Source organism: Hyalangium sp. (assembly GCF_035629615.1).
GTDB lineage: Bacteria > Myxococcota > Myxococcia > Myxococcales > Myxococcaceae > Hyalangium.
On the sequence record NZ_DASPHO010000389.1, the window covers coordinates 1 to 12,305 of the forward strand.

Sequence of the window (12,305 nt, forward strand, 5' to 3'; positions counted from 1 at the left end):
GATGTCCATGGACAAGCCGCACGCCTTCGTGGCGATGCCCTTCGCGCCAGAGCTGGAGGACACCTACCACTACGGCATCCTGGGACCCGTGAAGTCGGCAGGCATGCTGTGCGAGCGCGTGGACGAGGCCGCGTTCGACGGCCCCATCATCCAGCGCATCAAGGAGCGCATCGAGACGGCCAAGGTGGTGATCGCCGATCTCTCCATGGCCAATCCGAACGTGTACCTGGAGGTCGGCTATGCGTGGGGCCGTGGCCGGCCCACCGTGCTGCTGGTGCGAGACGTGAAGGAGCTGCGGTTCGACGTGGCCTCGTACCGGTGCATCATCTACCGGAGCATCCGGGATCTGGAGACGCTGCTGACGCGCGAGCTGGAGCGGCTGGGCTGACAGAGCAGGCCCTCGGAGGCGCTCAGCCGATGTGCAGCTCCTCGCGGATGTCGTGCTCGTGGATCTTGTTGAAGAGGGTCTTGTAGCTCACGCCCAACAACCTCGCGGCCACCGTCTTCTGACCACCGGCTGCTTTCAGCGCGGCGATGACCGCGGCCCGCTCGGCGCGCGCCACCGCCTCCCGCAGCGTCGGGACGGGAGCAGAGGGGATGCCCGGGCTCTCCTCGGCGGCCTCCGCCTCCTCTCGGGCCACTCCCGGCTCGGCCGGCACGGTCCCCTTCGCGGGCTGCGCCGCTCGGAGCGACTCCGTGTCGAACCGGCCCAGCACCACCGCGCGCTCGATGAAGTTCTCCAGCTCTCGCACGTTGCCCGGCCAGGGGTATTCCACCGCGCGCCGCAGCGTCTCCGCGTCCGGACGGGGCGCTCGCTGGCCCTTCTTCGCCGCGTGCTTCTCCAGGAGGTGCTCGATGAGCCCTGGAATATCTCCCGTCCGCTCGCGCAGCGGGGGCAGGCGGATGGGGATGACCGCCAGCCGGTAGAGCAGATCCGCGCGGAACTGCCCGCCCGCCGCCATCGCGTCCAGATCCCGGTGCGTGGCGGAGATGACGCGGATGTCCACTCGCACCGGCTCGCGTCCGCCAATCCGGGTGATCTCCCGCTCCTGCAGCACCCGCAGCAGCCGCGCCTGTGCCTCCAGCGACATGTCGCCGATCTCATCCAGGAAGAGCGTGCCTCCCTCCGCCGTCTCGATGAGCCCTCTTCGCCGCGCGTGCGCTCCGGTGAAGGCGCCGCGCTCGAAGCCGAACAGCTCGGACTCCAGCAGCGAGGACGGCAGCGCCGCGCAGTTCACCGACACGAACGGACCGTCCAACCGGGGCGAGGCCAGGTGGATGGCGCGAGCCACCAGCTCCTTGCCCGTGCCGGACTCCCCGCGCACCAGCACCGTGGCCTCCGAGGCAGCCACCCGCGGCAGCAGCGCCGCCACGTCCTTCAGCCCTCCCTCCGCTCCGATGAGCTCGCCGCTGGCCGCCTTCTTCGCTTCGAGCCTCGGCGCCGCCAGCTCCAGCTCCTCCCACTGCCGCCCCGCCTCCAATGCCGCCGCCACCGCGGAGACGAGCCGCTCGTTGCTGAACGGCTTCACGAGGAAGTCCGCCGCCCCCGCCCGGAGCGCCTGCACCGCCCGCTCCACCGTGCCGAACGCCGTCACCACGATGACCGGCGTGCGCAGCCCCTGCCCTCGCAGCCGATCCAGCAGCACCAGCCCATCCCCATCGCCCAGCTTCACGTCCAGCAGCAGCAGATCCGGCGCACGCCGCGCGAGGTACGCCTCCGCCGCCGCCACCGATTCCAGTGGCACCACGCGCAGCCCTCGCGCGCTCAGGACGTCCAGGTAGAGCTCGCGCAGGTTGCGCTCGTCCTCGACGACCGCCACCTCGGGCCCGCCGGACTCAGCCGTCTCCTCGCTCATCGCGGCTCTCCCCACGCCTCGGCCGCTCCCTGGGGCGCCACGGGCAGCACCACCCGAGCCACCGCGCCTGCCCGATCTTCCCGCGGCACCAGGATCAGCCGGCCTCCCGCGGCCTCGATGGCCGATCGCGAGATGGCCAGACCCAGCCCCGTGCCTCCCTGCTTCGTCGTGTAGAACGGCCGGAAGAGCTGCTCGCGGTCCACCCCACCGAGCCCCTGCCCCTCATCGCGCACCTCGATCACCACCTGAGCCTCCTCACTCCGGGCCACCACCTCGATGCGCCCACCCGGGCGCTCGCGCATCGCCTCGGCGGCGTTCTTCAACAGGTTCAGCAGCACGCCCCGCAGCTCGTCCTCATCCCCCACCACCTTCAGCGTCGGGTCCAGCCTCGAGATGATGGGGGGGATGTCCACCTCTCCCTCCGCCACCGCCACCGCCTCCAGGGTGACGCGCGACACGTCCAGGGGCTTGCCGTCCAGCCGGCCCTTCGGCGCCCGCCCGAGGCTCAGCAGCTCCGCCACCTTGGCGTCAATGCGGTCGCTCTCCTCGCGGATGATGCGCACCGCCTTCTCGAACCGCTCTCGCTGCTCGGAGGTGACGTGGGCCCGGTAGTCCCCGAGCAGCTCCGCGTAGCCACGCAGGGCGGCCAATGGATTCTTGATCTCGTGAGCCACGGAGGCGGCCAGCTCACCGGCGATGGCGAGCCGCTCGGCACGCTCGAGCCGGCTTCGCAGCGCGGCGGCCTCGGAGCGGGAGGCCGACAGCAACCCCGTCAGCCGCGCCTGCTTGGGGAACAGGAGGAACTCGAGCCACCGGCTGAGCGGATCTCCCAACCCCACGAAGAGCAGCGCGGCCAGGAGCACCACGCCCACCGTGACGGCGACCTGACCCAGATCCACCGCGTAGCCCAGCGCCCGCAGCGCCGCCACGACGATGAACGCCGCCGCGATGGCAAGCAGCGCATGGGTCACCGCCCGTGTCACCGGAGGGCGCACCTCCACGCGCTCGTGCAGGATGTAGCTGAGCGTCATCATCTCCGCGGCGAGGATGATGCACAGGAGCGCAGCCGAGCCGGGGGTGCCGCCGCGCAGCACCTCGAGCCCCTCGCGGAGCACACACACGAGCAGCGAGGCGACGACGACGGCCACCACGTGCCGCGAGAGGCGCCGGGTGGCCGCGTTCTCGTGCCGGCAGAGCAGCAGGCGGACCCCGCCGATGAAGGCCACTGCTCCCAGCGCCAGCAGCTCCAGGAGCAGCGCGGCGAGCCCGAGACCGCCGAGCCGTCCCGCCACGAAGACGGAGATCCCGGACAGCCCGAGCACGCCCAGCCCCAGCATGAGCCAGAGGAAGCGGCGAGCCCGGGAGGGCCCGAGATCCATCAGGGCATCCCACGCGAAGCCGGAGACGGACAGCAGCGCCGCGAAGGACGCAGTGGCGCGCAGGGGCTCGCGGGTGTTCGCGTCCAGGAGGATGACGAACCACGCGAGCGCGAAGAGCGCCACTCCCACGGGCCCCAAGGCGAAGAGGCGCTTGCGCCCATCGCTCCAGCCGGAGGCGAGCACGTAGCCGACCAGCAGCGCGTTGAAGAGCGCGACCAGGAGCGCGACCACCGACGAGGCGAGGAAGAACGACGACATGGGAGGTCCCCGGCGGCGATCCACCTCCACCGGCCGGTCCCGAGGCTAGCGCCTCTGGCCTCCCACCCCAAGACACCCCGCAAGCCTCCCGAGGTCCGCTAGGCTGCCACCCCATGAGCCTTGCGCGCCTCGTGCTGTGCCTGACCCTGCTCCTCCCGAGCCTTGGGTTCGCCCAGACCCCCGAGGAGTGGACGCCCTACACTCCACCCGCGGAAGAGACCGCCACGCCCCCTCCGCTCGTCCCGGCTCCTCCGCTCCCCCCGCCTCCTCCACCTCAGCAGGCCCCCACGGTGGGGCCTCCACAGGCTCCCGCGGAGGCACCTCCCGAGGGTGAGATCATCCCCCGGGATCTGACCGCCCAGCGAGCCGCCTCGGATCAGAAGGCGCTGCGCCTGATCATCACGCCCTGGAGCGGAGTCATCATGGGCATGGCGGGCGTCATCGTGGGGGCCATCCCGACCGCCATCCTCGCGCTCCCCTTCTGCGTGGGCACGGACGGCCTGACCGAGGAGCCTCGGTGCGCCATCGCCATCTCCGCGGCCCTGTCGGTGTCCTACTCCGTGGGAGTGACGATGGGCGTCACCATTGTCGGCAGGATGATGGGGGGGCAGGGTGATGGCGTGATGACCTTCCTCGGAGCGCTGGCGGGCGTAGCGGTAGGCTCCGGCATCGGCGTCGCCAGCCAGAGCACGGGAGGGCTTGTCCTCGGGCTCACGCTGGCTCCGCTGCTCTTCGCCGTGACGGCCTACGAGCTGTCCCATGTCCTGGCCACCCAGCCCACCGGGCCCGAGGTCCAGGCCCGCTCAGGATTCCGGGTGATGCCCGTGGTGGGCGTCACGCCGCAAGGAGGCCTCCTTGGGGGGCTTGCCGGGCGGTTCTGAGCGCTCTCGTCCGTTGAGCCGGGGCGGGTAGCGCAGCTTGCGCTCAAGGCCGGGGTACTCCTCGATGGCCCAGACCGCGTGCGCCGTAGCGTTGCCATCACCCCTGCTTGCTACACCGGCAGTGCGGGCCGGAAGACGCTTCACGTCCGTGCAGCCCCGGTACATGCTTCGCCGGGCATGACTTCGTTGGGGGTACCCTGAAGCGGATCAACTGGCTCCACCTCTCGGACCTTCACATGGGACAACGGTACTCGCGGCTGCTGCTCCCCGAGTACCGGGCCGCGCTCGAGCAGGACCTGCAGAAGCTCCACGAGCGCTCAGGGCCCTGGCACCTCGTCCTCATCTCGGGCGATCTCACGCTGACGGGCGGGGCCCGTGAGTTCCAGCTGCTGGAAGCAAACCTGAACTCCCTGTGGGCCCTCTTCCGCGACCTGGGCTCCTCCCCCTGTCTGCTGGCGGTGCCCGGCCGTCACGACTACTGGCAGGCCCCGTATTCCCCCATCGGGCTTGGAGTCGAGATCCCTGCGTCCCATGCACGGCAAGCACTCCTCGGAGGGACGCCTCTCGGGGAGCGAATCCGTGCGGCCTTCGAGCCGTTCACGCACTGGTTCACCTCCTGGCATCAAAGACACGGCGCGCCCGGGGTCGAGACCTTCAGCCCTGGGCTGCTCCCGGGTGACTTCGCCGCCACCGTGAGGGTCGGGGAGTTCAGCGTCGGTATCGTCGGGCTCAACTCGTTCTTCCCGACAGCGCCCGCACCCACGGCCACCCAGCATGAGATCCACGTGGAGCAGCTCGAGGCCGTCACGGGAAAAGATGTCAAGACCTGGGGACTCGGCCACGACTTTCTGCTGCTGCTGACCCACGCCTCACCGACGATGTTGAACCCCAAGCTCTTGAGTGCGGTCCGCGAGAGGCTCACGCTGGCAGGCCAGCCCTTCCTGCACTTGTGCGGCAGCCGTCACAGCGAGGACTGGATCCCGACCCCCAAGCCCTTTTTCTGGCCTCGGGCCGTCCAGGCCCCCTCCCTCTTCGGGGAGATCACCTCAGGCGCTGGCGAGTGGGGATACTACGCCGGGCACATGGAGCTGACCGGCGCGGCCAGGCGCCTCCACCTCTTCCCAAGAGTCGCCTCCATCGAAATAGCAGGGGGGATCACCCTCAAGGCGGACAGCGCGGTCCCCAAGGGCGAGGAGTCTCTCTCCATCTTCCTGGCCTCGATGCTCAAGGAACCGCCCCTGGTACCCGAGGAGCCCCTCCCCCAGATCCCGGCGGGGGTGCACAAGGCACCGCTCCCCCAAAGCCTCGCGGCTCCCGCCAGCGCCTCGCAGGACAAGCCGTCCCTGCCGCTCGAGAAGCTCCGCGGTCTCCAGCGCACCGTACGGCTCCAGGTGCTGGAGCCCCTGCCAGTGCCCGATGCTCTGCCTCGGGGCGTCAAGCCCCGGAATGTGCTGAGCACCGGCTCGAACAAGGTCCGAAAGCTGGCCTGGGCACCGGATGGGGCAGCACTCGGGGTGGGCTTGTCGCGGGGCACCCTGGCATGGTGGAAGCCCGAGGAACAGGCTCCTCGCTGGATGCTCGCAGCGCATGACTCCGGGCTCGAGGACCTCTGCTTCTCGCCGGATGGGCAGTCGATCGCCTCCTGCTCGGTGCACATCGTTCGCCTGTGGAAGAGTGCCGGGGACCGGATTCCCCTCCAACACTCGTTGCAGGGGCATGGAACCCCGCTGGCGTGGTCATCTTCGGGCCTGCTCGCATACGAGAGCGGAGGCTCGGTGGTGCTCTGGGAGGTACGGACGGGGACCCAAGCAAGACCCCTCTCATTGCCTGGCGGCCCGGCCCCGGTGCCCTGCATGGCCTGGTCTCCCAACGGACAGTTTCTGGCCTGTGGCAGCGAAGACGGGGTCGGCTTCATCTATTGGAAGATGAAGGTGGGCTCCAGCGGCCGCCTTGAGTCCGACCTGGCGGGGATGGGGTTGCGAAGCGCCATCCTCGACTTGGCGTGGATGCCCAAGACATCCTGCCTCGCCCTGGCGGATCGCGCCGGGCCCATCCACATCTTCGACACCCAGAAGCGCGAGTCGGTCACCCAGTTGGAGGGACACACCGCTGCCGTCACCGGCGTCTCCTTCTCCTCCGATGGCCGGCTGCTCGCCTCCCGGTCTCTCGACGGCACCATCCGGCTGTGGCGCACGGACAGCTGGGAGCAGGTGGCCTCGTTCGCCGAGCCCGTCTCGCCCTTCTCGCGCGCGGGGCTGGCCTTCTCCCCGGCGCAACCCATCCTGGCCACCCTGGGCGCGGATGACTGTGATGTGCGGCTCTGGGAACTCGACGTCGATGCCCTGTTGCGAACCCGGCCCCGTACCACCACCGTCCACGAGAGCAGCGCCAAGGTGGTTCTGGTGGGCGAGGGGCGCGTGGGCAAGAGCTGCCTGGCCCTGCGCATGGTCCATGACCGCTACGAGGAGATGGACTCCACCCACGGCATGCGGTTCTGGACGATGCCCGTGGAGGACTCCGCTCCGGACAGCGCCTCCGTGAAGACCCGCCGGGAGATCATCCTCTGGGACATGGGCGGGCAGAGCGAGTACCAGCTCGTGCATCAGCTCTTCCTGAGGGACTCTGCCGCCGCCCTGATGGTGATGGAGCCCAGCCGCGGCGAGCGCGCCCTGGAAGAGATGGAAGGCTGGAACCAGCGCCTGCTGGCCCAGACCGGCGCGCGGAGCATCCGCAAGCTCCTGGTAGGGACCAAGCTGGACAGCGAGGAGGCCCCCGAGAACCGCCCCGCCATCGACAGCCTGGTGAAGCGCTGCCAGTTCGCCTCCTACGTGCCCACCAGCGCGAGGACCGGCAAGGGCCTCCGCGAGCTGAAGTCCACCCTCTTGGAGACCATCGACTGGGGCTCCATCGAGAAGGTCAGCCGCCCCGAGCTGTTCCAGCGCCTGCGGCAGCACATCCAGCGGCTCCGGGAGTCCAAGCGGGTGGTGCTCACCTACTCGGAGCTGGAGGAGGAGCTGCGCACCCAGCTGGGCAGCGAGTTCGATCCCGAGGCGCTCCAGGTCGTCGTCGGCCAGCTCGCCCGGCAAGGGCTCGTCATGGACAGCCGGATGGCGGACAGCACGCGGGTGCTCATCCTCGAGGTCGAGCAGGTCGAGCGCTACGCGGGCTCGCTCATCGTCGCGGCGCGAGACAACCCGCATGGGGTCCCCGCCATCGATGTGGCGAAGGTGCTGTCCGCGGCGATGCAGTTCCCGCGCATCCCCGCCAACGAGCGGCTGCGCCGGGACCAGGAGCTGCCAGTGCTCGAGTGCGTCATCGAGCTGCTGCTCGAGCACGGACTCTGCCTGCTCCACGAAGGGCAGCTCATCTTCCCCTCCCTCTTCCAGGGAGCGCCGTCCGAGGCGGGCACGGACTTCGCCCATGCCATCTCGCTGCACTACGACTTCTCGGGACCCATCGACAACATCTACGCCTCGCTCGTCACCTCGCTGGCGGTGAGCCGGCACTTCGGCCCAATGCGGCTCTGGGAGAACCGCGCCGAGTTCGACCGAGCGGGCGAGGGCGCCTCGGGGGTGCGGCGGGTGAAGCAGGGCAGCCAGGGCAACCGCGGGTACGCCCAGCTGGACGTGTACTTCGACCCGGGGACTCCCAGCGCCCGGCGCAAGCTGTTCGTCAACTTCATCGAGGAGCACCTGCGCGAGCGGGGCGTGGAGCTGCTCGAGCGGCTGTCCATCACCTGCCGGTGTGGAACGGTGTTCTCGGAAGAGATCGTCCGGGAGCGGCTCCAGGCGGGTCACACGGACATTGGCTGCTCGCGCTGTGACTCCCGGACTCCTCTCACACTCGGCGCGGAGCAGTCACGCGAGCGCAACCCGGAGCTGGTGAAGCAGCTGCGGGCCCTGCGCACCAACATTGATGCGCTGCGGGCCCAGAGCGTCATCGACACCCTGACCCCCAAGGGGAATCCCAAGAACGTGAGCCCACCCCGGGACACGCCCTTGCGGATCCTGCACCTGAGTGATCTGCACGTGGGCGCCGGGGACGATCCTCTGAGCCTGCTCCAGCCCCTGGAGACGACGCTGAAGGAGCGGGAGCTGGGGGTGGAGCGCCTGGACTACCTGGTCATCTCCGGGGACATCACGAATCGCGCCACGCCCGAGGAGTTCGAGAAGGCGCACGCGTTCGTCTCCGAGCTCATCCAGCGGTTCGAGCTGACGGCCGAGCGCTGCATCCTCGTGCCCGGCAACCACGACCTGGACTGGAACTCGGAGGTCTACAAGTGGGAGAAGAAGCGGCAGGTGGACGCGCTGCGGCTGGAGCCTGGCACGTTCATCGAGGAGAAGACCGGGTACCTGCTACGTGACGAGGCGAAGTACCGGGAGCGCTTCAAGAACTTCTCGCAGCACTTCTACCATCCGCTGATGCAGAAGGAGTATCCGCTGGCTCCCGAGGAGCAGTGCCTGCCCTTCTTCTTCCGGGAGACGCGCCTGCAGTTCCTGGCGATGAACTCGGCGTGGGAGATCGACGAGTACTTCGCCGAGCGCTCCAGCATCTCCGAGCCCTCGCTCTCGCGGGGGCTCGATGCCGCGAACCGGGAGCTCGCTGAGGCCCGGAAGCGGGGAGATCTGGAGGATGGCGCCCGGGTGCTCCGGCTCGCCGTCTGGCACCACCCCATCACTGGCAACGAGAAGATCCAGGCGGATGCCTTCCTCGGCCGACTGCTGCAGGCGGACGTCCGGGTCTGCCTCCACGGCCATGTCCACGAGGATCGGGCGGACTTGGTGAACTACCTGGACCCGGTGCGCCGGCTCCACGTCGTGGGAGCCGGGAGCTTCGGTGCTCCCACGCACCAGCGTCCAGAGTCCGTGCCGCGCCTGTTCAACCTGCTGGAGGTCCAGCGGGACTTGCAGCGCCTCCGCGTCCACACGCGCTGCCTGCGCAAGCAGGGTGGCGCCTGGGAAGGCTGGGCGGTGTGGCCAGGTGAAAAGCCGGGCGAGCGGCGCGCCTACTATGATGTGCCTCTGCCCTGAGGCGACCTCTGGGCAAACCTGTCCGGTTGTATGACAGGTTTGCCCAGCGCGTCCCCCGCGTCGGCACGCCACCGGATGGAGGAGCTATTCCATCTGCCAAGCGAGGCGATAGAGCGCTGGCAGGTGTTGGTGCCACGCTTCGAGTACCTGGTGGACGATCTGACAGCCGAGCGCGAGGAGGTGCTGCGAGCGAGGCCCGGACCACCGCTGGTGCGAATGGCGTGGCTGCTGCTGCGCTCCGGCCGTTCCGAGAAGCTGGCCACGCTGCTGGAGGGCTGGAGACCGTTGTTGGCCGAGGTGCTTGCCTCCCCCGAGGGGCATGAACACCTGCGCGCCATCGTCCACTACCTGCTCAGAGTGGGGGTTGAGGCTGCACATGCGCCCCTGAGGCACGTGCTAAATTCTGTAGCAGGTGAGCAACGAGCGGAGGAACTGATGAAGACCATGGGGGATGCGCTGATCGAGCAGGGGCACGCCAAGGGGCTGGCTGAGGGGCTGGCTGAGGGAGTGGCCAAGGGGCGAACCGAGGGGCTGGCTGAAGGACGTGCCGAGGGAGTGCTGCGGATTCTGGCGGCACGCGGCATTGCCGTGGACGAAACGGCTCGCAAGCTCATCCTGTCGTGCACGGACTTGAACACGCTTGACCAGTGGCTCGATCGGGCCTTGAGCGCCACGAGCCTCTCGGACCTCATGATGAACGGGTGAGTCGTGGACGCTGTGCCCACAAGTCCCGTGAGGCGAGCACCGCGCCTCCGACAATGAAGAGGCAGGCCAGCGCCAGCTCCACACTCGGGCGCGCGCGCCCCGCCAGGATGAGCAGCAGCGTGGAGAGCAGCGGCGTGGCGTAGGAGAGGCCCCCCAGCGCTTTGATGTTCCCGCGCTTCATGCCCACGTCCCAGACAAAGAAGGCCAGCCCCGTGGGCCCTGCGCCCATGAGCAGCAGGACACCCCACTCTCCCAGGCTCGGCCACACCGTGCGCTCGAAGACGAGGTGGCACAGCGCGGCGAGCACCGCCGTGACGCCGCAGAAGCCCCCCACCGTGTCCGTAGGCACCGCGCCGAAGCGGCGCGAGAGCACCGAGTACGCTCCCCACGTCACCGCGCAGGCGAGCGCCGAGGCGTACCCCGTGGCGTACTCGGCCCGGAAGGCCACGCGCCCTCCCCCCGTCACCAGCAGCAGCGAGCCGCAGAGGCCCAGCACCGCCCCGGCGATGTGCCACCAGCGCAGGCGCTCGCCCGGCAGCAGCGCCGAGAAGAGCACGATGAGCAGCGGCCACAGGTAGTTGATGAGGTTGGCCTCCACCGGCGGCGCCGTCTTCAATGCCAGGAAGTAGAAGAAGTGGTAGCCGAAGAGCCCGCCCACTCCCATGAGCCACACCGGGGCCGGCTGGCGCAGGTGGCCGGCAATGTCCTCGCGGAGCAGCACCCACTTGCCCAGGCACAGCAGGAAGGCGACGGCGAAGGAGATCGCCACGATCTCGAAAGGCGGGAGGGTCCCCGTCCCTGTCGTCAGGAGCGCCAGGCAGGCCCAGAGCAGGATGGCCACCGCGCCAATGGCCGTGGCGCGAGCCGTGGATGCGGTGGAGGGGGTGAGAGCCATGCTGGCCCTCTATCAGGCTCTCCCGCAGGAGCCGACAGAAGCGCCCTACCCTATATAAGGATGCATGCGCTCCTTCCTGGCCCTCCTCTGGCTCGCTGCCCAGGCTGGCACCCCAGACGCCGGGGTCCCCACCCCACAGCCTCGCCCTCCCTGCCTCTCAGCGACACAGCTCGAGGCGCGCGCGCGGGAGACCCTGCGCGAGCCCGGCCCGCTGTCCGCGAGCCCCTACACGGGCCCGCTCTCGCCACCCCTGCCCGTCGCGTGGCCTCCGGCTGGGGAGCCCGCGGTGCGGCTCTACGCCTTCCACTCCATGGCGCTCCCCACCGGCGTTGTCGCCTTCCGCTACTCGTCCCCTCACGCCGTCGCGGAGGTGCCGCTTCGTGGCGAAGCTCCCAAGCTGAAGCGGCTGAAGTCGCGGGTGCTCGGCCGCGAGGACGATCGCCCGGTGAAGGCGTCCAGCGTCTCCCAGGAGCGAGCCACCGAGGCACTGCTCCAGGCGCTGTGCCGGACCGAGCTCCCCTCCGGCCCCGACGCCGAAGCCCTCCGCGCCGGCTACCTCGCATGGGCCGACTCGCAGCCCCTCATGGCCAAGGAGCTCCGAACGCACGCGCCTGCGTTCTTCACGTGGCTCGGCTCGAACAAGCCGGGCGAGCGCTGAACCTGCCAGCCCCCTGCCCCAAGAGGAGCGGAGCCCGCCAGGTCCGGCTACTCCCGGGTGTTACTCCCGGGTGTCGGACTCCCACCGCCGCAGCAGCGAGACGGCCTCGAACTGGCTGGCCTCGCGGAAGGCCAGCCGCGCCGAGCTGTCCTGCTCGAGCTTGCTCTGCACCGACTTCGGCAGCTGCGCGTACAGGTCCTGCCCCAGCAGCTCTTCGATCCGGTCCACCGACGTGCGCGAGGACTCCAGGAAGCTGGCGATCTCGTCCGCACCCTTCGGCGCGTCCTTCACGTTGGGCACCATGTACGCGAACATGCTCAGGTTGCCGTTGGGGTGCTCCAGCAGCACCGTCTTGAAGTTGTGCGTGGGCACCGCGACGCGGCGAGCCTCCGTCCCGATGGTCTCGAGGGCCTCCGGCGGGAGCGGCTGGCCCTTGGCATCCAGGAACAGGTTGCCCGTCATCACGTACGCCTTGCCGCCCGAGGAGGCCACCAGATCCCTCACTGCGTCCTCCAGCGTGGCCCAGGACTCGCGGTTCAGGTCCGGGTGCTGCGGAGCCATGTTGGTCATCAGGTGGCTCTCGTCCATGGCCGCCTGGTCGGGCGAGTCCGCCGCGGGCTTCATGTGCCCCCGATCAAACCCC

General features: G+C 69.5%; 8 protein-coding genes and 1 pseudogene. 5 read left to right on the forward strand and 4 right to left on the reverse strand.

All coding sequences use genetic code 11. The features are described 5' to 3' along the window. Positions 1 to 388: pseudogene (locus tag VD972_RS19865) on the forward strand (hypothetical protein); the annotation flags it as partial. Between the two features lie 22 nt (positions 389 to 410). Here VD972_RS19865 and VD972_RS19870 read toward each other — a convergent pair. Further along, positions 411 to 1,856: a sigma-54 dependent transcriptional regulator gene (locus VD972_RS19870; RefSeq protein ID WP_324989293.1), complete on the reverse strand. Its 1,446-nt coding sequence runs from the start codon at positions 1,854 to 1,856 to the stop codon at positions 411 to 413. Further along, entirely contained in the window at positions 1,853 to 3,493 is a 1,641-nt protein-coding gene (locus VD972_RS19875) for a sensor histidine kinase (RefSeq protein ID WP_324989295.1), read from the reverse strand. The genes VD972_RS19870 and VD972_RS19875 overlap by 4 nt, the downstream gene beginning before the upstream one ends. A gap of 113 nt (positions 3,494 to 3,606) precedes the next feature. Here VD972_RS19875 and VD972_RS19880 point away from each other — a divergent pair, with 113 nt between their 5' ends. The 3 genes from VD972_RS19880 (at position 3,607) to VD972_RS19890 (ending at position 10,109) form a co-directional block, all read left to right on the forward strand. After that, a complete protein-coding gene (locus tag VD972_RS19880; RefSeq protein ID WP_324989297.1) occupies positions 3,607 to 4,374 on the forward strand; it encodes a hypothetical protein in 768 nt (255 codons plus the stop codon). A 236-nt stretch (positions 4,375 to 4,610) separates the two neighbouring features. Further along, a complete protein-coding gene (locus tag VD972_RS19885) occupies positions 4,611 to 9,404 on the forward strand; it encodes a metallophosphoesterase (RefSeq protein WP_324989299.1) in 4,794 nt (1,597 codons plus the stop codon). A 123-nt stretch (positions 9,405 to 9,527) separates the two neighbouring features. Next, a complete protein-coding gene (locus VD972_RS19890; protein ID WP_324989301.1) occupies positions 9,528 to 10,109 on the forward strand; it encodes a hypothetical protein in 582 nt (193 codons plus the stop codon). Here the strand turns inward: VD972_RS19890 and VD972_RS19895 are convergent. Beyond that, positions 10,093 to 11,004 (reverse strand): DMT family transporter, encoded by a 912-nt coding sequence (locus tag VD972_RS19895; RefSeq protein WP_324989303.1) that lies wholly within the window; start codon positions 11,002 to 11,004, stop codon positions 10,093 to 10,095. The two genes, VD972_RS19890 and VD972_RS19895, sit on opposite strands and share 17 nt — an antisense overlap. 64 nt (positions 11,005 to 11,068) lie before the next feature. Here VD972_RS19895 and VD972_RS19900 point away from each other — a divergent pair, with 64 nt between their 5' ends. Next, entirely contained in the window at positions 11,069 to 11,662 is a 594-nt protein-coding gene (locus VD972_RS19900) for a hypothetical protein (RefSeq protein WP_324989305.1), read from the forward strand. A 60-nt stretch (positions 11,663 to 11,722) separates the two neighbouring features. Here VD972_RS19900 and VD972_RS19905 read toward each other — a convergent pair. Further along, the coding region (locus VD972_RS19905) for a DNA/RNA non-specific endonuclease (RefSeq protein ID WP_324989306.1) at positions 11,723 to 12,305 on the reverse strand (583 nt) is incomplete at its 5' end.